Genomic DNA, 20,099 nt, shown 5'->3' with positions numbered 1-20,099 from the left:
TCGAGACTTTCCATGACCACCGTCCGCACCCGTATTGCGCCGTCGCCCACTGGTGATCCGCACGTAGGCACCGCCTATATCGCCCTGTTCAACCTGTGCTTTGCCCGTCAGCACGGTGGCGAATTTATCCTGCGTATCGAAGATACCGACCAGGTGCGCTCGACGCGTGAGTCTGAACAGCAGATCTACGACGCCCTGCGCTGGCTGGGCATCGAGTGGAGTGAAGGTCCTGATGTCGGCGGCCCGCACGGCCCGTATCGGCAAAGCGAGCGCGGCCACATCTACCAGAAGTACAGCGCCGAGCTGGTGGAGAAGGGTCATGCCTTCCACTGCTTCTGCAGTGCTGAGCGTCTGGACAAAGTGCGTGCCGAGCAGATGGAGGCCAAGCAAACGCCGCGTTATGACGGCCATTGCATGCACCTGTCCGCCGACGAAGTACAACAGCGCCTGGCGGCTGGCGAGCCGAATGTGGTGCGGATGAAGGTGCCGACCGAAGGCGTGTGCGTGGTGCCGGACATGCTGCGCGGCGAAGTGGAGATCCCATGGGATCGCATGGACATGCAGGTGCTGATGAAGACCGATGGCCTGCCGACCTATTTCCTGGCTAACGTAGTCGACGACCACTTGATGGGTATCACCCACGTGCTGCGCGGTGAAGAATGGCTGCCGTCGGCACCCAAGTTGATCCTGTTGTACGAGTACTTCGGCTGGGAAAAACCGCAGCTGTGCTACATGCCGCTGCTGCGTAACCCGGACAAGAGCAAGCTGTCCAAGCGCAAAAACCCGACTTCGATCACTTTCTACGAACGCATGGGCTTCTTGCCGCAGGCGATGCTCAACTACCTCGGGCGTATGGGCTGGTCGATGCCGGATGAGCGCGAGAAGTTCAGCCTCGACGAGATGGTTGAGCACTTCGATATCAACCGTGTATCGCTGGGCGGGCCGATCTTCGACTTGGAGAAGCTGTCCTGGCTCAACGGTCAGTGGATGCGTGAACTGAGCGTCGAAGACTTCGCCGCTGGCGCGCAGAAGTGGGCGTTCAACAGCAACTACCTGATGCAGATTGCCCCGCATGTACAGGGCAGGGTAGAGACGTTTAGCCAGATCGCCCCGCTGGCCAGTTTTTTCTTTGCGGGCGGCTTGACGCTGGACGCCAAGCTGTTCGAGAGCAAAAAGCTCAGTGCCGATCAGGTACGCCAGGTCATGCAGTTGATCCTGTGGAAGCTTGAAGCGCTGCGTCAGTGGGAAAAGGACAGGATCACTGGTTGCATTCAGGCCGTGGTGGAGCACCTGGAGCTGAAGTTGCGTGACGCCATGCCGTTGATGTTTGCTGCTGTCACCGGTCAGGCCAGCTCGGTATCCGTACTTGATGCCATGGAAATCCTCGGCCCGGATCTGACTCGCTTCCGTCTGCGTCAGGCCATTGAGCTGCTCGGTGGTGTGTCGAAGAAAGAAAACAAAGAGTGGGAGAAGCTGCTGGCTGCCATTGCCTAAGCAGCTGAATGCCCCGTCCGGCCGTCGTTTTGGCGTGCCGGTATGGGGTAAGTGGTTGTTCTGTCAGCATAAAGAATGCAGATGCTGGTAAAAATTTTGTTGACAGGTGTGGGGCGCGCTCTTAACATGCGCCCCGTCCTTGAGATGGGGCTATAGCTCAGCTGGGAGAGCGCTTGCATGGCATGCAAGAGGTCAACGGTTCGATCCCGTTTAGCTCCACCATATTCAAAGCCGTAAGGCTTGCCACAATCAGCTCTTGTAGCTGGTTGTTTGTAGAAGGGTTACGTCCCCTTCGTCTAGTGGCCTAGGACACCGCCCTTTCACGGCGGTAACAGGGGTTCGAGTCCCCTAGGGGACGCCAGTTTCAAAAAGCAGTGCTGGTTTGGGCTGTGAGCCGAGAGGCGATAAATCTGGGGGTATAGCTCAGCTGGGAGAGCGCTTGCATGGCATGCAAGAGGTCAACGGTTCGATCCCGTTTATCTCCACCAAATTTGTAGCAGTAACAACTGCCACGGGGCCAGCGTAAAGCTGGCCTTGTTCTTCGAAGGTTTCGTCCCCTTCGTCTAGTGGCCTAGGACACCGCCCTTTCACGGCGGTAACAGGGGTTCGAGTCCCCTAGGGGACGCCATTTTTGCCCGCTCTGCGGGATTTTGAAGGGTCATTCATTAGTGAATGGCCCTTTTGTTTTTGTGGTCTGACATCCCTGTCGGCCACCCTGTGGGCCGTTGCTACGCGACGTTAAACATTGCTCCAAGCAATTTTTTCTACCTCCTGAACAGTATTCTCCAGCCGATCAGCGGCTGCCCAAGAGGCTTGCTTAATTATATTTCGACCTTAATATTATGATCGTAATGTTAAGGAGGCAGGCGTGAGCGATAAGAAGGCGCAAACCCGCGAGCGCATCCTCGCAGCTGCTCGTGCGGCGTTGTTGCAGCGCGGTCCGACTGAGCCTGGTCTGGCGGAGTTGATGGGCGCTGCAGGCCTGACAGTCGGTGGCTTCTATGCGCACTTCACGAGCAAGGACGCGCTGATGTTGGAAGTGTTCCAGCAGATGCTCTGTCAACGCCGCGAGCGAGTCATGCAGTTTGATGCCGTGCTGCCTGGCCGTGAGCGTCGAGTGTTGCTGGCTGCCTTTTATCTATCGCGTAAGCACCGTGATGCCAGCGAGCAAGGGTGTCCGTTGCCCAGTTCAATAGGCGAGCTGGCGCGTATGCCGGAAGGCTTTCGCGTCGTGCTGGCCGAGCATATCGAGTTGATGACAGCGCAGCTCGCGGGCCGTCCTGAAGAGGCTGAGCAGGCGCTGGCCGATATTGCCTTGATGGTCGGAGGGCTGGCGCTGGCACGCGCGCTGGGCCCTGGTGAGTTGTCTGATCGAGTCTTGCGTGCCGCTAAATCGGCAATCGTTTGAGGATATGGCAATGAATAGCATGAGCTGGGTTCGTGGTTTCAACGCATCGATTGGTCTGCTGGCGCCACATGCCCTGGCCAGCAAGTTGCGCCGGGAGTTTATGACGCCACACACCTTGCCGCCGCGGGATTGGGAGTTGCCGCTGCTGGCGCAGGCCGAGCGCATCACCCTGCGTTTCGGTCTGTCCGCGCTGCGTTGGGGCAGTGGGCCAGCCGTGTTGTTGATGCATGGCTGGGAAGGGCGGCCGACGCAGTTTGCCGAGCTGATCAAGGCTTTGGTTAATGCTGGCTACGGCGTGGTGGCGCTGGATGCTCCAGCTCATGGCCGTTCGCCTGGGCGCGAGGCCAATGTGGTGCTGTTTGCCCGTGCCTTGCTGGAGGCTGCCAGTGAGTTGCCACCACTCAAAGCAGTGATTGGTCACTCCATGGGCGGCGCTAGCGCCTTGCTGGCCACTCAGTTGGGCTTGCGTACTGAGGCGCTCGTCAGCATTGCCGCGCCCAGCCGAATTCTGACCATGCTGCGGCGCTTCTCGCACTACATGGGGCTGCCGCGCCAGGCCCGCGCGCACTTTGTCCAGTTGGTCGAAGAGCAGGCAGGGATTCCTGCAGGACAACTTGATAGCGCGCACTATCAACTGGATTTTCCCGGACTGGTCGTGCATGCGGTGGACGATCCGATGGTGCCGTTCAGCGAGGCGGAGGCCATTCACCAGAGCTGGTTCGACAGTCGTCTGCTGCGCCTCGAGCGTGGTGGGCATCAGCGCGTACTGGCCGATCCGCAGGTTGTACAGGCCGTGCTGACGCTGTTGGCGTCGTTGACTCAGGCACCGTCCAAGGCGCTCGCCTCGTAGCCAATAACCCGGTTACGCCCGGCTGCTTTGGCTTGATAGAGCGCTTGGTCAGCGTGCCGTAACAGCTGCTCGCGTTCGCTATTGGGGCCTGGCGTGAGCGTGTACACGCCGATGCTTAGGCTCAGGTCGATACTCAAACCCTGGTGCATGCAGGGGTGACTGGCCAGGTCTGCGCGAAGCTGCTCGGCCAGGTCCATTGCGCCAGATTGGTGGGTGTCGCAAAGCACGGCGGCAAACTCCTCACCGCCAAAACGTACCAGTAGGTCATTACTGCGCATGCGCTGCTGCATGCGTAGGGCGGCGTGCTGCAAGCAGGCATCGCCGACCAGATGGCCGTGCAGGTCGTTGACCTTCTTGAAGTGATCCAGGTCCATCATCAGCATTGAAATCGGCTGCTGGCTGCGTTTGGCCTGTGCCAGCAGACGCTCCAGTTCTTCGTTGAGCACCTGACGATTGAGGAGCCCGGTCAGGCTGTCGCGACGACTCAGTTCGGCCAGCTGACGGTTGGCAATCGATAGTTCCTGCAGGGCCTGTTGCAGGGAGGCGGTGCGCTCCTGCACGCGGGCTTCCAAGCCTTCGTTAATTTGTTGTTGCAGGTCCAGGCTCTTGGCCTGCTCCAAGCGCAGCTGGTGCTCGTTGGCAAATAGCTGAGTTTGAGCTTCTTGCTGGGCGTTTTGCGCAAGCCGAATGCGTAAGCCAAGGGCAATTGAAAAGATCACCAGCTCAAGCAGGCTGCCGATCTGCTGGGCGTGCAGGGTTAGCAGCGAATTGGCGATCAGGCCGGTGCCGCTCAGCACGCTGAACAGGCTGGCGATAATCAGTGCTGACCAGCCCAGGGCAAACAGCTTGGCCGGCGGGTAGCCGTCGCGCCAGCGCAGCACGGTGAAGATGCAGCCGAAAATTGCACAGACCAGAAGCAGCACGAAACTGCCGATTAACGCGACGAGGTAGGGCGCTGCCACGGCCAGTGCCATCACCAGCAGGCTGCAGCCAATTAGGCCGTGGCAAATCCAGCTGTAAGCCCGATGGTGATTTTTGAGGTCGAGCACGCCATGGGTGAACAGTACGCCGAACAGTGTCGCCAGCGCCGAACTGAACGGGAAACTCATCTGCTGCCAAGTCAGTGACTCGGGCCAGAACCATTGCAAGGCGAAGCCTAACTGGATGAACTGGTAAAAACTGAAGCTGGCGACAAACAGGCTGTACCAGAGGTAGTTACGGTCGCGGGTGATGATAAAAATCGACAGGTTGTAAATCATCATCACCAGCAGCGCACCAAAGAACAGGCCCTGGAGCAGCAGCATGCGTTGTTCATACTGGTTGAAGGCCTGGCTGCTCATCAGGCTTGCGCTGAGGTTGGCCGAGCCGTCGGTCTGCATGCGCAGGATCAGCTCACGTTCCTCCCCGGCAGCCAGGCTGAATGGCAACACCAGTTGGCGGTGATTGACCCAGCGTTGGTGGAACGGCCGCTGATCGCCCGCCTGGTACACCCGGCCGTCGTCCAGGCCGTATGCGTCCAGGGTGTCGAGCAGCGGATTACCGATCAATAGCACCCAGTTGATGGCGTTATCAGCCGGGTTGTGCAGGCTGAAACGCAACCAGTAGGCGTGTGTGCTGTAGCCGAAACTGGCATCGCGACGGGCTACCGGTTGCCAGGCCGATTCAGGCAGCTGGCGAACGCTGTGAATGTCCGCCAGGCCTTCGGGGTCAGCCCAGACATGCATGGCCGGGCCTGGCAGCAGCGGGGTATCGCTGGCTAGAAGCGGCAGGCTGGAGGCCTGCGCCAGTGTCGGCAGCAACAGCAGTAGGAGTACGCGCAGCAACACAATCAAAAGAGGCATTCCATGGCAAGGATGTTGGCGACACTACAACGGTGCATTATTACGCGGCCTTATGACATACCGATAGCTTCTCCGAGGTCGCTTATGAGTCAAAATTTGTTGCATTGCCATGCTCAGCGCGACGCTTGTCTGCATGCGCTGGCTGCTGATCTGACAACGCAGATTCGGGCCACACTGGGGCAACAGCCTCGCGCCGGTCTGATCCTGCCCGGCGGCAGTAGCCCGCAGGCCTTATTGCCCCTCTTGGCGCGGCAGTTGGACAGCCAACGGATTGACCTCAGTCCCAGCGATGAGCGCTGGGTGCCAGCGCAGGCGGCAGAAAGTAATTGGCAGCTGTTGCATCAGGGGCTGCCGCAGGCTAATTGCCTTGACCCACGCCAAGGCGCAACGCTTGAACAATCGGCATTGAGCTGGGGCGAGCAGTTGGCGCAGTGGCCGCCGTTTAGTGCAGTGTTGCTGGGCATGGGTGAAGACGCGCATATCGCCTCGCTGTTTCCCGGTATGCCCGGCCTGGCTGCTGCGCTGGATCCGCAAGCTGAACCTGCAGCCTTGCCAGCTCTGGCGCCGCAAGAGCCACGCCAACGGTTATCACTAAACTTGGCGATGTTGCAGCGCGGGAAGTGGTTGGGCTTGCTGGCGTTCGGCGAGCGCAAGCGCGAGCTGATTGATGCCGTGCTGGCGGATCAACCTTCGGCTCGCGAGTTACCGCTGTATGCTTGGCTGCAGCGCAGTCCGTTGCCGGTAAATATCTACTGGGCACCCTGAGAGCATGTTGAGGTCTGCTGCATATAGGCGTTGCTGCGTTAGAGCAGTGGCTAAGCCGTTACACTGCAAGCCTGTACCTCACCGAGAAAGGGAATAGTCATGTTGCATCCGGTTGTTGAGCAGGTGACCGCCGCACTGGAAAAACGCTCGGCCAAACGCCGCGAGCGCTATTTACAGCGCTTGACCCAGGCTGCCGCGCGCACCGCACATCAGGCCCTGGGTTGCTCCAACCTGGCCCATGCTCTGGCGGCGCAACCTGATGATGCGCGGCTGATCATGAAACAGGGTGGCTCGCCACATGTCGCGATCATTTCCAGCTACAACGATCTGCTCTCGGCCCATGCGCCGCTCAGGGACTATCCCGAGCGTCTGAAAGTGGCGCTGGCCAAGGCTGGCGCGACCTCGCAGTTCGCCGCCGGGGTGCCGGCCATGTGCGATGGCATCACCCAGGGCGAGGGCGGCATGCAACTGTCGCTGTTTTCCCGCGACCTGATTGCCCAGGCTGCCGGCATCGGCTTGACCCACGGTATTTTCGATGGCGCGCTGTATTTGGGGGTGTGCGACAAGATCGTCCCCGGCCTGCTGATTGGCGCGCTGCATTTCGGTCATCTGCCGGCCGTATTCGTGCCGGCCGGGCCCATGCAATCTGGGTTGCCGAACAAGGAAAAAGCCGCAGTCCGCCAGCGTTATGCCCGTGGCGAAGCCAGTCGTGATGAGCTGCTGGCTGCCGAGTTGGCTGCTTACCACCAGGCCGGCACCTGCACCTTCTACGGCACGGCCAATACCAATCAGTTGCTGATGGAAGCCATGGGCCTGCACGTGCCGGGCAGCGCCTTTATTCACCCCTACACACCGCTGCGCGATGCCATGACTGATGAGGCAGCGCGCCTGGTGGCGCACAACAGCCGCCAGGGCGAGCGCTATCTGCCGGTCGGTCAGCAGATTGATGCGCGGGCGCTGATCAATGCGGTGGTGGCTTTGCTTGCCAGCGGCGGCTCGACCAATCACACCTTGCACCTGCCGGCCATCGCTCGAGCGGCGGGCTATGAACTGAGCTGGGATGATTTCGCCGCGTTATCCAAGGTGGTGCCGCTGCTGGCGCGGGTTTATCCGAATGGCGCGGCGGACGTGAATCAGTTTCAGGCCGCCGGTGGACCGGCCTGGCTGCTGCGTGAACTGCTTGGCGCCGGCTTGATGTATGACGATGTAGCCACCGCCGCCGGACATGGTTTACGTGCCTATACCCGCGAGCCCTGGCTGGAGGGCGAACGCTTGGCCTGGCGTGACCTGCCGGCACAGAGCCCGGCGCCGGATATTGTCCGGCACGTGGCTGAGCCTTTTGCCGAGGAGGGCGGGCTGGTGCTGCTGGCAGGCAACCTGGGGCGCGCCATCCTGAAAACCTCTGCGGTGGATCCGGCGTTCTGGCACATCCGCGCCCAGGCGCGCATCTTTGATTCGGAAGCAGCTGTGCAGGCGGCCTACAGCGCCGATGAGCTGCAAGGTGACCTGGTGCTGGTGGTGCGCTTCCAAGGCCCACAAGCCAATGGCATGCCTGAGCTGCACAAACTGATGCCGTTGTTGGCCAATTTGCAGCAAGCCGGTCAGCGGGTGGCCCTGGTGACCGATGGGCGCATGTCTGGGGCTTCGGGGCAGGTATCCACTGCCTTGCACGTCACTCCGGAGGCGGCAGCCGGTGGTCCCTTGGCGCGGCTCCAGGACGGTGATTGGTTGGTACTGGATGCACAAAATGGTCTGCTGCAGGTGGAACTGAGTGAGCAGCAATTGGCCGCGCGGCCATTGGCATCTGCCAGTACCGAGCTGGAATTGGGCTATGGTCTGGAAATGTTCGCCGCGCAGCGCCGTCTGGTCGGGTCGGCTGAGCAGGGCGCCAGCAGCCTGTTTGAAGACTGAACGCGACAATTGAATTTGAGAGCGGGGAGCAAGGCATGAGCCTGACGATGGATGTGGTGCTGCAGCAGGCCCGCCCGGTGTTACCGGTGCTGGTGATTGAAGACATCAGCCTGGCGGTGGACCTGGCCCGTGCGCTGCACGCCGGTGGCATCCGCGTGCTGGAAGTGACCTTGCGCACGCCGCGGGCATTGGATGCCCTGGCGGCGATGCGCAAGGAACTGCCGGACCTGTTGATTGGCGCCGGCACAGTGATCCACGCCGAGCAGTTTCTCGAAGCCCGCGATGCCGGTGCGCAGTTTGCCGTCAGCCCTGGCTGCACTGAACGTCTGGCGGCGGCGGCAGAGGATTCCGGCCTGCCGTATCTGCCGGGTGTGATGACGCCGTCCGAGGTGCTGCTGGCGCTGGAATACGGCTACCGCTCGCTCAAGCTGTTTCCGGCCGATGGCGCCACCAGCATCAAGATGCTCAAGAGCTTCAAGGGCCCGTTTACCGGTATTCGCTTCTGCCCAACCGGCGGGGTAACCCCGGATAACCTGCTGGGCTTCCTGCGCTTGCCCAACGTGGCCTGTGTCGGCGGCACCTGGATCGCGCCAAGTAACCTGGTACGCGCACGTGCCTGGGATCAGATCACCCAGCTGGCCGCCGAGGCGCGCGCCCTGGCCGGTAGCCTGGAGCAGTCGGCATGAGCTGGGAGCTGAGCAATCCCTTTGTCATTGATATTCAGGTCACGGCCGAGGACATCGACGGCCTTGGCCATGCCAATAATGCGGTCTACGTCAGCTGGTTGGAGCGCTGCGCCTGGCGCCATTCGCAGTTTTTGGGGCTGGACCTGGCTGAGTATCGCCGCCTCGACCGCGCCATGGCCGTGCTGCGCCATGAGATCGACTACCTGGCCAGCGCCTACGAAGACCAGCAGCTGCAGATGGCTACCTGGATCGTCGAGTCCGATCAGCGCTTGAAGATGGACCGACGCTTCCAGCTGATTCGCCCCGAAGATGGCATGACCCTGCTGCGGGCGAAAACCACCTTTGTCTGCATCGAACTGTCCAGCGGTAAGCCCAAGCGTATGCCGCCAGAGTTTGTTGAGGGTTATGGCGCTGCTTTGCAACCCCCATTTCCCATGGAACTGTGATGCGCCGTTGGGCTAATGCCTGAGCGTTTCACCATCACGCCGCGTACACTACGCGGCGTTTTTCTACCTGCGACTTTTAGCCGAAGCGCAGCACCGCATTTTCAAGAGATTGCCTATGCAAATCGCCCTGGCCCCGATGGAGGGGTTGGTCGACGAAATCCTTCGCGATGTGCTCACTCAGGTGGGCGGCATCGATTGGTGTGTGACGGAATTTATCCGGGTGACCGAGCGGGTATTGCCCGTCAGCACCTATGAGAAGCTCGCGCCTGAATTGTTCTGCGGCGCGCAAACGGCCGCCGGCACGCCGCTGCGCGTGCAGTTCCTCGGCTCCGATCCAGCCTGCCTGGCCGACAACGCGGCGTTTGCCTGCACCCTCGGCGCGCCCGTGATCGACCTCAACTTCGGCTGCCCGGCCAAGACGGTGAATAAGTCCCGTGGCGGCGCGGTATTGCTCAAAGAGCCCGAGTTGCTGCATGCCATCGTCCGTGAAGTGCGTCGTGCGGTGCCAGCCGCGATTCCGGTCACGGCGAAAATGCGCCTGGGTTTTGATCACAAGGACTATGCCCTGGAGTGTGCCGAGGCGCTGGCCGAGGGCGGCGCGGCGCAGATCGTGGTACACGCGCGGACCAAGGTTGAAGGCTACAAGCCGCCGGCGCATTGGGAATGGGTGGCGCGGGTGCAGGACGCAGTGAAGGTGCCGGTATTTGCCAATGGCGAGATCTGGACCCTGGATGACTGGCGGCGTTGCCGTGAGGTCAGTGGGGTTGAGGACATCATGCTCGGTCGTGGCCTGGTGGCGCGTCCTGACCTGGCCCGGCAGATTGCCGCTGCCAGGGCAGGGCAGGACGCGGTTGCCATGAGTTGGGCTGAGTTGCAGCCGCTGCTTGCGGATTTCTGGCTGCAGGCGCGGCGCAAAATGTCACCACGCTACGCACCGGGTCGGCTCAAACAGTGGTTGGCCATGCTGACCCGCAGCTACCCCGAAGCCACCGAGCTGTTCAACCTGCTGCGCCGCGAAAACGACTGTCTGCGCATTGATGGCTTGCTCGGTATCCAGTTTGCCGAGGTAGAGCCTGTCGAGCAGGTTAGTGCCTGACGATCTGCCAGCCCTTACTGCCGCTGTGGCGCTGTGCACAACATGCAGCACTTGAAATTTTTCTGAGTCACCACATGTTCAGTGGTGTGGGATGCCGAAGTCGGGTCCTGCGCTTATTCACTCGCTGAACCTCAGGAGATTTTTATGAGCACTGCATTTTCCATGACACCGCTGTTCCGTCAGTCCGTTGGCTTCGACCGGTTTAATGATCTGTTCGAGTCGGCCATGCGCAACGAGGCAGGTAGCAGCTATCCACCCTATAACGTCGAGAAGTATGCCGACGATCAATACCGCATCGTGGTTGCGGCTGCGGGCTTCCAAGAGGACGATTTGGAGCTGCAGGTCGAGCGCGGCGTGTTGACCGTTAGCGGTGGCAAGCGCGATACCAGCGCCGAGAACGTCACCTACCTGTACCAGGGCATCGCTCAGCGCGCCTTCAAACTGTCGTTCCGCTTGGCCGACCATATCGAGGTCAAGGCTGCCAGCCTGGTCAACGGCCTGCTGAATATCGACCTGGTGCGTATCGTGCCGGAAGAGGCAAAAGCCAAGCGCATTCCAATTGGTGCTGGTCGCACTGTGCTGCAGAGCTAAGCAGCGTTGCGGTTAACAACAAGGGCACCTGCGGGTGCCCTTGTTGTTTTACAGGGGCGCCGGTATGCGGTTGTCGTGCAGCAACTGGCGGAACTGCTGCAGTGGCACTGGCCGGCTGAACAGGTAGCCCTGATAGTGGTGACAGCCCTGTTGCTGGAGAAACTCCAACTGATCGACCTGTTCAACCCCTTCGGCAATCATGCCCAAGCCCAGGCTGCGGGCCATGGCGACGATTGCGCGGATAATCTCGGCATCGTTGGCATCCAAGGTGGCGTCGCGCACGAACGACTGATCAATCTTCAGCACATCCACCGGCAGGCGCTTGAGGTAGGTCAGCGAGCTGTAGCCGGTGCCAAAATCGTCCATGGCGAAGGTTACACCGAGGCGTTTGAGGCGATTCATCTTGGCGATGGTGTCGTCGATGTTCTGGATCACGATGCCTTCGGTGATTTCCAGTTTGAGCATCTGCGGCGGCAGGTGGCTGTTGGTCAGGCTGCTTTCTACTCGGTCAACAAAGTCATGCTGACGGAACTGTCGAGGGCTGATGTTGACGCATAGGCTGAACTGCGCGGCGTTGACCGTGCCCTGCTCAATCAGGCGGGCGCAGGCGTGGCAGGCTTCGGCAAGTACCCATGCGCCGACTTCAAGAATCAGCCCGCTTTCTTCGAGCACATGGATAAACAGCGCCGGCGACTGCGGCCCGAGGGTTGGGTGCATCCAGCGCAAGAGGGCTTCGGCCCCGATAATCTGGTTGTTCCGTGCATCTACCTGAGGCTGAAAGTACAACTCGAATTCACCCCGGGCGAGCGCCAGACGCAGGTCGTTTTCCAGGCGCAGGCGCTCGCTGGCAGCCTTCTGCATGGTGTTGCGAAATAGTTGGATGCAGTTGCGGCCCGAATCTTTGGCCCTGTACAGGGCGATATCCGCACGCTTGAGCACATCGGATGGTGTATCGCCGTGGTCAGGCACCAGGGCGATGCCAATGCTGGGCGTTACTTGCAGTTGGTGGCCGTCGAGCAGCATGGGTTCGGCGAGTAAGTGGCGCAGTTTTTCTGCCAGGGTGCGGACCTGTTGCACGACCTTTGAACGCTTGCCTTCCAGGCCGGAAATCAGGACGACAAACTCGTCGCCACCCAGGCGTGCCACCGTGTCTTCCTGGCGTACGCTGGACTCCAAACGTGCCGTCACCAGCTTGAGCACCGCATCGCCGACGGGATGGCCGAGTGAGTCGTTGATGTGTTTGAAGTGGTCCAGGTCAATAAATAGCAGGGCGCCACGCAGTTCGTGGCGTTTGAGCAGGGCGATTTGCTGGGTCAGGCGATCAAGCAGCAGTGCACGGTTGGGCAGGTTAGTCAGCGAGTCGTGGTAAGCCAGGTGCTGCACCTGAGCCTGGGCTTCCTTGAGCTCGCTGATATCGCGGGCGGTGAGCAGCAGGCAGGGCGTGTTGTTTAGCTCGATGGGTTCAACCGATACCTCAACCAGCTTGATCGTGCCGTCGCGGTGCTTGCCGTGCATTTCCATGTGGTAGACATGACCGTCGCGCTGCAGCCGCTGGATCATCGCGTCACGCTCAGCCAGGTCTGCCCAGACATTGAGCTCCATGGCGCTGCGCCCTATCACCTCGTCAATGTTGTAGCCGGTTAGGCGACCGAAACCTTCGTTGACTTCGATATAGCGGCCGCTGTCGCGTTCGGTAATGGTGATGGCGTCGGGGCTTGAGTGGAACGCCAGGGCGAACTTCTCCTGGCTGGCTTGCAGCGCTGCTTGGGCTTTTTGCCGTTCACTGATGTCACGGAAGGTGGTGAGGATGCAGGGTTGGTTATTCAGCAGTAGGGGTCTGGTGGACACCACGCAGGTGATCACGCGCCCTTGTTTATCCAGGTAATCCGCCACTTCGTTATGCAGGCTCTTATCGCGTTCGAGCTTGTCGTAGAGCGCGGTTCGCACGTCGAGGTTGGCCCAGAAGTTCAGCTCGGTCATGCGCCGGCCGATAATTTCCTCGGGCTGCCAGCCGAAGGCCTGGCTGAAGCTTGAGTTGATTTCCATGGCCACGCCGTCAGGCAGGGTGGTCAGGGCGACGGGGTCGGGGCTGGCTTGGAACAGGTTGGCGAATTTGGCCTCAGAAGCTGCCAGGCGTTGTTCGCGGCGCACACGCTCACTGATATCGATGAGGATGCCGGCCATGCGTTCAGGCTTGCCGTCGGCGTCGCGGTAGAGCTTGGCGGTGCTTTCCAGGTAATGCACCTCCTTGTTGCCGTATACCGCGCGGTAGGTGACCTGGTAATCCTCGGTGAGTCCCTGCGCCAAGTTATTGAAGTACTTGCGCATGGCGTGACGGTCTTCCAGTGGGACGCAGCTGAAGAACTTGCGGAAGTCGTCATGGAAGGGCTCATCTTCCAAACCGTGTAGTTTGGAGGCGCGCGCAGAGCCAAACAGCATGTTGCTTGGGATGTGCCAGTCCCAAGTGCCGAGGTCGGCCGAATCCAGGGCCAGATTCAGGCGCTCCTGGCTGTCGTGAAGATCACGCTCCTGCTGGCGTTGCTGGGTAATGTCACGCAGCGACAGAACCAGGCATGGAATGCCATCCAGGATAATTTCGCCGCCAAACAGCAGATTCCGGCGAATACTGCCGTCGCGGTGGTAGAGCGGTACTTCCAAGCCGTTGAGGGTGTTGCTTTTGACCGCGTCCATCATCCGTTGGCGATCTTTGAGGCAGGCCCAGATGCCCATTTCCAGCGAGGTGCGGCCCAGAGTTTGTTCACTGGTCCAGCCGAATTGACGTTCGAAACCTGCGTTGATTTCGATAAAGCGGCCGCTGGATTTCTCCGTGATAACCACCGCGTCCGGGCTGTAATTAAAGGCCTGGGCGAACTTTTCCTCACTGCTGCGCAGCGCCTGTTCGCGGGCTTGCTGGTTGCTGATGTCGCGGATGACGCCAATGACACGCTGCTTGCCATCGGCGTCCAGTTGCAGGCTGCCGCTGATCTCCAGCCAGTGCAAGCTGCCGTCCGGCCAGCGAATACGGTGGCGGAAGGCACGGTTGCTGGGGTTACCGGCCAGCAGTTGTTCAAACAGGCGCAGAATATCTGGGCGGTCTTCCTCGGGAATCAGCTCGATATAGTCGATGCGTTTTTCCAGCGGTTGCTTGGGGTCGAGGCCGAACAGCGCCTGGGCGCCTCGTGACCAGCTGACGCGGCCGCTTTCGATGTCCCAGTACCAAGTGCCCAGTTTGGCGCCGTTAAGGGCGCGCAACAGGCGCGGGGCATCGTTCCAGGCGTTTTCGAATTCGGCAGGATCCAATGCCGGGATAAACGGCAGTGGCGGACGGCGATCACTGGATTTAGCCACGACCAACTCTTCCTTTGTATGCGTGGGTTTCCTGGTCGCTGGCTGAGCTACGGGGCTGAGTCATGCAGAAACCTTTCTTATCGTTATAAGCCCACGTTAGCCCCTAGTCGCTGGCCATTGCAAGGCCATCACGCTGAGCATCCAGCAGGTTCATAAAGGCCCGCGCGGCGTTGGAAAGGGTGCGCTCAGTGTGGCTGATATAGCCCAGCTGACGGGTCAGCTGGATGCCCGGTAATGGCAGGCGCGCGACCTGATCATCGAGCATAGTGCGCGGCAGCACGCTCCAGGCCAGGCCGATGGAAACCATCATCTTGATGGTTTCCAGGTAGTTGGTGCTCATGACGATATTCGGCGTCAGCCCCTGGGCCTCGAAAAGGCGTCGCACAATGTGGTGGGTAAAGGTGTTGCCACCGGGAAATACCGCCGGGTGATGCGCCACATCGGCCAGGCTGATCGCCTTGCTACGTGCCAGTGGATGCTCGGGGGCAGCGACGAAATCCAGCGGGTCGTCCCATACGGCCACCGCATGAACCGGCTCGCGGGTTTCCGGGGCGAGGGTGATTACTGCCAGCTCGGCGCGGCCATGCAGCACTTCTTCATAGGCCACTTCGGAGTCGAGAAACTGGATATCCAGCGCCACCTGCGGATGCGCCCTGGTAAATGCGCGCAGCAGCGGTGGTAGGCGGTGTAGGCCAATGTGGTGGCTGGTGGCCAGGGTCAGGCGACCGCTGATCTCGCCATTCAGGTTGGTCAGCGCGCGGCGCGTATCATCAAGCACATTGAGTATCTGGTAGGCCCGCGGCAGTAAGGCGCGGCCCGCCTCGGTCAGGCTGACCTCGCGGCCCAGTCGATCGAACAGGCGCACACTCAGCTGCTGCTCCAGGCTGGCGATGCGTTTGCTCACCGCTGGCTGGGTAAGGTGCAGGCGTTCCGCCGCTTCGGAGAAGCTGCCCAGCTCGGCGATGGCAATAAATGCATTGAGGGTGGCGAGATCCATGCGGCTGTTCCTGGCAGTGGGTGGGGCGCAATAGGCGCTGCTCAAGCTTACTTGTATTCCAGTGAGGAATCCTTTGGATGAAAAATATGAATTTGAGTAATTTAATTCAAGCCCATAGGATTACCCCATAAGCCAAAGGGCTATTTGCCCAGGCATAGAAAGACGCTGATGAGGGAACCGCTGATGGCCGGCAAAACGCTGTACGACAAGCTCTGGGAAATGCACGAAGTGAAGCGCCGCGACGATGGTTCGTCGCTGATCTACATCGACCGGCATATCCTCCACGAAGTGACCTCGCCCCAGGCCTTTGAGGGCTTGCGTCTGGCCAGCCGTAAACCGTGGCGCATCGACGCCAACATCGCCACCCCGGACCACAACGTGCCGACCACCAAGGCCGAGCGTCAGGGCGGCCTGGAAGCCATCGCCGATGAAGTGTCGCGGATTCAGGTGCAAACCCTGGACGAGAACTGCGATGACTTCGGCATCCTCGAATTCAAGATGAACGACATTCGTCAGGGCATCGTTCACGTAGTTGGCCCAGAGCAGGGCGCCACCTTGCCGGGCATGACCGTGGTCTGCGGCGACTCGCACACCTCCACCCATGGCGCCTTCGGTGCGCTGGCCCATGGCATCGGCACCTCTGAGGTCGAGCATGTGCTCGCCACCCAGTGCCTGGTGGCCAAGAAGATGAAGAACATGCAGGTGCTGGTCGAAGGCAAGCTGCCGTTCGGCGTGACCGCCAAAGACATCGTGCTGGCCGTGATCGGCAAAATCGGCACCGCCGGCGGTAACGGCCATGCGTTGGAGTTTGCTGGCAGCGCAATCCGCGATCTGTCGCTGGAAGGGCGCATGACCATCTGCAACATGTCCATCGAGGCCGGTGCCCGCGTGGGCCTGGTGGCGGTGGACGAGAAGACCATCGCCTACGTCGAAGGTCGCCCGTTTGCCCCGAAAGGCGCCGATTGGGCCGCCGCTGTGGCGCAGTGGAAGGATCTGGTGTCCGACGCCGATGCGCATTTCGACACCGTAGTTGAGCTGCGCGCTGAAGACATCAAACCGCAAGTCAGCTGGGGCACTTCGCCGGAAATGGTGCTGGCGGTTGACCAGAACGTGCCGGACCCGGCTGCCGAAAGCGACCCGGTGAAGAAGGATTCGATCATCCGCGCCCTGAAATACATGGGCTTGCAGGCCAATCAGGCGATCACCGATATCCAGCTCGATCGCGTATTTATCGGCTCCTGCACCAACTCGCGTATCGAAGACCTGCGTGCCGCTGCTGAAGTGGCCAAGGGCCGCAAGGTCGCCAGTACGATCAAGCAGGCGATGGTGGTGCCGGGTTCCGGCTTGGTCAAAGCCCAGGCGGAACAGGAAGGTTTGCACCACATCTTTATCGAAGCCGGTTTTGAATGGCGCGAGCCGGGCTGCTCCATGTGCCTGGCGATGAATCCGGACAAACTCGGCAGTGGCGAGCATTGCGCGTCCACCTCCAACCGCAACTTCGAAGGCCGTCAGGGTGCCGGTGGACGTACTCACCTGGTCAGCCCGGCGATGGCGGCGGCGGCGGCAGTGACCGGTCGCTTTATCGATGTGCGCGAATTGATCCAGGCCTAAGGAGCTGACGATGAAAGCCTTTACCCAACACACCGGCCTGGTTGCACCGCTCGATCGCGCCAACGTCGACACTGACCAGATCATCCCCAAGCAGTTCTTGAAGTCGATCAAGCGTACTGGCTTCGGCCCGAACCTGTTCGATGAATGGCGCTACCACGATGTCGGCCAGCCGAATCAGGACAACTCCAAGCGCCCGGTGAATCAGGAGTTCGTACTGAACTTCGCTCGTTACCAAGGTGCCAGCGTGCTGCTGGCGCGGGAAAACTTCGGTTGCGGCTCCAGCCGTGAGCACGCGCCTTGGGCGCTTGAGGAATACGGTTTCCGCACGATCATCGCGCCGAGCTTTGCCGATATCTTCTTCAACAACAGCTTCAAGAACGGCCTGCTGCCGATCATCCTCAAAGAAGATGAGGTCGATGCGCTGTTCCAGCAGGCGGAAGCCACTGTCGGCTATCAGCTGACTGTCGACCTGGCCGCGCAAACCGTGACCCGTCCGGATGGCGTGCTGTACAGCTTCGAGGTTGATGCCTTCCGCAAGCATTGCCTGCTCAATGGCCTGGACGACATCGGCCTGACCCTGCAGGACAGCGACGCGATCAAGACCTTTGAAAGCACTTACCAGCAGCGCAGCCCCTGGCTGTTCGGCGCTATCAAGTAATCAGTGGGCGAGTGCATGTGTCACTTGCCGATTTAATGAGTTGAGAAAAGTATGTCCAAGCAGATTCTGATTCTCCCCGGTGACGGTATTGGCCCGGAAATCATGGCCGAAGCGGTCAAGGTGCTGAACCTGGCTAACGATAAGTACAACCTGGGTTTCGAACTGAGCTTCGATGACCTTGGTGGGGCGGCCATCGACCGTTATGGCGTGCCGCTGGCCGATGAAACGCTGGACCGCGCCAAGGCTGCTGACGCAATCCTGCTCGGTGCTGTCGGTGGCCCGAAGTGGGACGCTATTGATCCGGCTATCCGCCCGGAGCGTGGCCTGCTGAAAATTCGCTCGCAGCTGGGGCTGTTCGGCAACCTGCGTCCGGCGATTCTCTATCCGCAGCTGGCCGATGCCTCCAGCCTCAAGCGCGAAATCGTCGCGGGTCTGGACATTCTGATCGTGCGTGAGCTGACCGGCGGCATCTATTTCGGTCAGCCGCGTGAAAGCAAAGTGCTGGAAAACGGCGAGCGCATGGCCTACGACACCCTGCCGTACAGCGAGAGTGAAATCCGCCGTATCGCCCGCGTCGGCTTCGACATGGCCCGCGTGCGTGGCAAGAAGCTTTGCTCGGTGGACAAGGCCAACGTGCTGGCTTCCAGCCAACTCTGGCGTGCCGTGGTGATTGAAGTGGCCAAGGACTACCCGGACGTTGAACTCAGCCACATGTACGTGGACAACGCCGCCATGCAGCTGGTGCGCGCACCGAAGCAGTTCGACGTGATGGTCACCGACAACATGTTCGGCGACATCCTTTCGGACGAGGCCTCCATGCTCACCGGCTCCATCGGCATGCTGCCGTCGGCGTCGCTGGATGCCAACAACAAGGGCATGTACGAACCGTGCCACGGCAGCGCGCCGGATATCGCCGGGCAGGGAGTTGCCAACCCGTTGGCGACCATTCTGTCGGTGTCGATGATGCTGCGTTACAGCTTCAATCAGACGGTCGCGGCTGATGCCATCGAGTTGGCCGTGAGCAAGGTGCTCGATCAGGGCCTGCGCACCGGCGATATCTTCAGCGCGGGTACAACCAAGGTCGGCACGGCGGCAATGGGTGATGCGGTAGTCGAAGCGCTGCGTAGTCTGTAATCTTCCTGGCCCGCCGGAGGTCTCCGGTGGTCAGCTTATATAGGTGTAGTGGTTATGAAACGTGTAGGTCTGATCGGTTGGCGCGGCATGGTCGGTTCCGTGCTGATGCAACGCATGCTGGAAGAGCAGGATTTCGACTTAATCGAGCCGGTGTTCTTCACCACCTCCAATGTCGGCGGCCAAGGCCCCGCGATTGGCAAGGAAACGGCGCCCTTGAAGGACGCCTACAGCATTGACGAGCTGAAAAGCCTGGACGTGATTCTCACCTGCCAAGGTGGCGACTACACCAGTGAAGTCTTCCCCAAGCTGCGCGAAGCCGGCTGGCAGGGTTACTGGATCGATGCCGCCTCATCGCTGCGCATGGATGACAACTCGGTCATCGTGCTCGACCCGGTTAACCGCAAGGTGATTGATCAGCAGCTGGATGCCGGCACCAAGAACTACATCGGCGGCAACTGCACCGTCAGCCTGATGCTGATGGCGCTGGGCGGTCTGTATGAGGCTGGCCTGGTCGAGTGGATGAGTGCCATGACCTATCAGGCGGCCAGCGGTGCTGGTGCGCAGAACATGCGTGAGCTGATCAAGCAGATGGGTGCAATCAACGCCTCGGTAGCTGATGAACTGGCCGACCCGGCTAGCGCCATTTTGGATATCGACCGCAAAGTGGCCGAAGCCATGCGCGGCGAATCCTTCCCGGTCGACAACTTCGGTGTGCCGCTGGCCGGCAGCCTTATTCCTTACATCGACAAGGAGCTGCCGAACGGGCAGAGCCGTGAAGAGTGGAAGGGTCAGGCAGAAACCAACAAGATCCTCGGCCGCTTCAAGAGCCCGATCCCGGTCGACGGCCTGTGTGTGCGCATCGGTGCCATGCGTTGCCACAGCCAGGCGCTGACCATCAAGCTGAACAAGGATGTGCCGCTGTCGGACATCGAAGGCCTGATCAGCCAGCACAACCCCTGGGTCAAATTGGTACCGAACCAGCGTGAAGCGAGCATCCGCGAGCTGGGTCCGACTGCTGTGACCGGTACACTGAGCGTACCTGTCGGCCGTCTGCGCAAGCTCAACATGGGCTCGCAGTACCTCGGCGCGTTCACCGTCGGTGACCAGCTGCTGTGGGGCGCGGCCGAGCCGCTGCGACGCATGCTGCGCATCCTGCTGGAGCGTTAATCACGCTGCGCTGATACGTAAACCGGTTGACTAAAAGGGGCGGGCTGTTGGGCATTCGAGTCAAATCGAGCGCCCGGCAGTCCGCTCCTTTGCATT

16 protein-coding genes and 4 tRNA genes are annotated in these 20,099 nt (G+C 60.5%); 17 read left to right on the top strand and 3 right to left on the bottom strand.

Going from position 1 to position 20,099, the window contains the following annotated elements; translation table 11 throughout:
* Window positions 1-12 precede the first annotated feature (12 nt).
* The 7 genes from gltX (at window position 13) to HBN63_RS00570 (ending at window position 3,752) form a co-directional block, all read left to right on the top strand.
* Window positions 13-1,494: a glutamate--tRNA ligase gene (gene gltX, locus HBN63_RS00600; RefSeq protein WP_170048008.1), complete on the top strand. Its 1,482-nt coding sequence runs from the start codon at window positions 13-15 to the stop codon at window positions 1,492-1,494.
* 146 nt (window positions 1,495-1,640) lie between these two features.
* Window positions 1,641-1,716: transfer RNA gene (locus HBN63_RS00595), tRNA-Ala, on the top strand.
* A gap of 63 nt (window positions 1,717-1,779) precedes the next feature.
* Window positions 1,780-1,855, top strand: a tRNA-Glu gene (locus HBN63_RS00590).
* Between the two features lie 51 nt (window positions 1,856-1,906).
* Window positions 1,907-1,982 (top strand) — tRNA-Ala (locus HBN63_RS00585).
* A gap of 64 nt (window positions 1,983-2,046) precedes the next feature.
* Window positions 2,047-2,122 (top strand) — tRNA-Glu (locus HBN63_RS00580).
* A 240-nt stretch (window positions 2,123-2,362) separates the two neighbouring features.
* Window positions 2,363-2,902, top strand: coding sequence for a TetR/AcrR family transcriptional regulator (locus HBN63_RS00575; protein ID WP_170048007.1), 540 nt, complete (start codon window positions 2,363-2,365; stop codon window positions 2,900-2,902).
* A 10-nt stretch (window positions 2,903-2,912) separates the two neighbouring features.
* On the top strand, window positions 2,913-3,752 hold the full coding sequence (locus HBN63_RS00570; protein ID WP_090252202.1) for an alpha/beta fold hydrolase: 840 nt from the start codon (window positions 2,913-2,915) through the stop codon (window positions 3,750-3,752).
* On the opposite strand, the gene HBN63_RS00565 is transcribed toward HBN63_RS00570, so the two are convergent.
* Entirely contained in the window at window positions 3,722-5,593 is a 1,872-nt protein-coding gene (locus tag HBN63_RS00565; RefSeq protein ID WP_170048006.1) for a diguanylate cyclase, read from the bottom strand. The two genes, HBN63_RS00570 and HBN63_RS00565, sit on opposite strands and share 31 nt — an antisense overlap.
* A gap of 84 nt (window positions 5,594-5,677) precedes the next feature.
* Here HBN63_RS00565 and HBN63_RS00560 point away from each other — a divergent pair, with 84 nt between their 5' ends.
* From HBN63_RS00560 to HBN63_RS00535, 6 genes are all read left to right on the top strand, one after another.
* Complete coding sequence (locus HBN63_RS00560; protein ID WP_170048005.1) at window positions 5,678-6,358, top strand: 6-phosphogluconolactonase; 681 nt, start codon at window positions 5,678-5,680, stop codon at window positions 6,356-6,358.
* A gap of 102 nt (window positions 6,359-6,460) precedes the next feature.
* Window positions 6,461-8,269 carry a phosphogluconate dehydratase gene (edd, locus tag HBN63_RS00555; RefSeq protein ID WP_223181860.1) on the top strand — a complete coding sequence of 603 codons (1,809 nt, stop codon included), beginning with the start codon at window positions 6,461-6,463 and terminating at the stop codon, window positions 8,267-8,269.
* A 35-nt stretch (window positions 8,270-8,304) separates the two neighbouring features.
* Window positions 8,305-8,955: a bifunctional 4-hydroxy-2-oxoglutarate aldolase/2-dehydro-3-deoxy-phosphogluconate aldolase gene (locus tag HBN63_RS00550; protein ID WP_090252212.1), complete on the top strand. Its 651-nt coding sequence runs from the start codon at window positions 8,305-8,307 to the stop codon at window positions 8,953-8,955.
* Window positions 8,952-9,401 (top strand): thioesterase family protein, encoded by a 450-nt coding sequence (locus tag HBN63_RS00545; RefSeq protein WP_090252215.1) that lies wholly within the window; start codon window positions 8,952-8,954, stop codon window positions 9,399-9,401. The genes HBN63_RS00550 and HBN63_RS00545 overlap by 4 nt, the downstream gene beginning before the upstream one ends.
* Before the next feature lie 115 nt (window positions 9,402-9,516).
* Complete coding sequence (locus tag HBN63_RS00540; RefSeq protein ID WP_170048003.1) at window positions 9,517-10,497, top strand: tRNA-dihydrouridine synthase; 981 nt, start codon at window positions 9,517-9,519, stop codon at window positions 10,495-10,497.
* A 144-nt stretch (window positions 10,498-10,641) separates the two neighbouring features.
* Entirely contained in the window at window positions 10,642-11,088 is a 447-nt protein-coding gene (locus HBN63_RS00535) for an Hsp20 family protein (RefSeq protein WP_090252221.1), read from the top strand.
* A 48-nt stretch (window positions 11,089-11,136) separates the two neighbouring features.
* Here HBN63_RS00535 and HBN63_RS00530 read toward each other — a convergent pair whose 3' ends face one another.
* Entirely contained in the window at window positions 11,137-14,436 is a 3,300-nt protein-coding gene (locus HBN63_RS00530; protein ID WP_170048002.1) for a bifunctional diguanylate cyclase/phosphodiesterase, read from the bottom strand.
* A gap of 103 nt (window positions 14,437-14,539) precedes the next feature.
* Window positions 14,540-15,433, bottom strand: coding sequence for a LysR family transcriptional regulator (locus HBN63_RS00525; RefSeq protein WP_170048001.1), 894 nt, complete (start codon window positions 15,431-15,433; stop codon window positions 14,540-14,542).
* A gap of 183 nt (window positions 15,434-15,616) precedes the next feature.
* Here HBN63_RS00525 and leuC point away from each other — a divergent pair, with 183 nt between their 5' ends.
* From leuC to asd, 4 genes are read left to right on the top strand one after another with little or no spacing between them, the layout of a single operon-like run.
* A complete protein-coding gene (gene leuC / locus HBN63_RS00520) occupies window positions 15,617-17,044 on the top strand; it encodes a 3-isopropylmalate dehydratase large subunit (protein WP_170048000.1) in 1,428 nt (475 codons plus the stop codon).
* A gap of 10 nt (window positions 17,045-17,054) precedes the next feature.
* On the top strand, window positions 17,055-17,702 hold the full coding sequence (gene leuD, locus HBN63_RS00515; protein ID WP_170047999.1) for a 3-isopropylmalate dehydratase small subunit: 648 nt from the start codon (window positions 17,055-17,057) through the stop codon (window positions 17,700-17,702).
* A 51-nt stretch (window positions 17,703-17,753) separates the two neighbouring features.
* Window positions 17,754-18,836, top strand: a complete 1,083-nt coding sequence (gene leuB / locus HBN63_RS00510) for a 3-isopropylmalate dehydrogenase (RefSeq protein ID WP_170047998.1) — start codon at window positions 17,754-17,756, stop codon at window positions 18,834-18,836.
* Between the two features lie 54 nt (window positions 18,837-18,890).
* Window positions 18,891-20,003 carry an aspartate-semialdehyde dehydrogenase gene (asd, locus tag HBN63_RS00505; RefSeq protein WP_170047997.1) on the top strand — a complete coding sequence of 371 codons (1,113 nt, stop codon included), beginning with the start codon at window positions 18,891-18,893 and terminating at the stop codon, window positions 20,001-20,003.
* Window positions 20,004-20,099 lie beyond the last annotated feature (96 nt).

The organism is Pseudomonas sp. WS 5011, from assembly GCF_012985775.1.
GTDB classification, from domain to species: Bacteria; Pseudomonadota; Gammaproteobacteria; order Pseudomonadales; family Pseudomonadaceae; genus Aquipseudomonas; species Aquipseudomonas peli.
The sequence above is the reverse complement of the archived record's forward strand: the minus strand, read 5'-3'. Positions and strand labels throughout refer to the sequence as shown.

Excerpts from the sequence above, each read along its gene's own strand:
- asd (WP_170047997.1), top strand. The coding sequence starts at position 18,891 with ATGAAACGTGTAGGTCTGATCGGTTGGCGCGGCATGGTCGGTTCCGTG.
- HBN63_RS00550 (WP_090252212.1), top strand. The coding sequence starts at position 8,305 with ATGAGCCTGACGATGGATGTGGTGCTGCAGCAGGCCCGCCCGGTGTTA.
- leuC (WP_170048000.1), top strand. The coding sequence starts at position 15,617 with ATGGCCGGCAAAACGCTGTACGACAAGCTCTGGGAAATGCACGAAGTG.
- HBN63_RS00545 (WP_090252215.1), top strand. The coding sequence starts at position 8,952 with ATGAGCTGGGAGCTGAGCAATCCCTTTGTCATTGATATTCAGGTCACG.
- leuD (WP_170047999.1), top strand. The coding sequence starts at position 17,055 with ATGAAAGCCTTTACCCAACACACCGGCCTGGTTGCACCGCTCGATCGC.
- HBN63_RS00525 (WP_170048001.1), bottom strand. The coding sequence starts at position 15,433 with ATGGATCTCGCCACCCTCAATGCATTTATTGCCATCGCCGAGCTGGGC.
- HBN63_RS00540 (WP_170048003.1), top strand. The coding sequence starts at position 9,517 with ATGCAAATCGCCCTGGCCCCGATGGAGGGGTTGGTCGACGAAATCCTT.
- HBN63_RS00560 (WP_170048005.1), top strand. The coding sequence starts at position 5,678 with ATGAGTCAAAATTTGTTGCATTGCCATGCTCAGCGCGACGCTTGTCTG.
- HBN63_RS00570 (WP_090252202.1), top strand. The coding sequence starts at position 2,913 with ATGAATAGCATGAGCTGGGTTCGTGGTTTCAACGCATCGATTGGTCTG.
- leuB (WP_170047998.1), top strand. The coding sequence starts at position 17,754 with ATGTCCAAGCAGATTCTGATTCTCCCCGGTGACGGTATTGGCCCGGAA.
- HBN63_RS00565 (WP_170048006.1), bottom strand. The coding sequence starts at position 5,593 with ATGCCTCTTTTGATTGTGTTGCTGCGCGTACTCCTACTGCTGTTGCTG.
- HBN63_RS00535 (WP_090252221.1), top strand. The coding sequence starts at position 10,642 with ATGAGCACTGCATTTTCCATGACACCGCTGTTCCGTCAGTCCGTTGGC.
- gltX (WP_170048008.1), top strand. The coding sequence starts at position 13 with ATGACCACCGTCCGCACCCGTATTGCGCCGTCGCCCACTGGTGATCCG.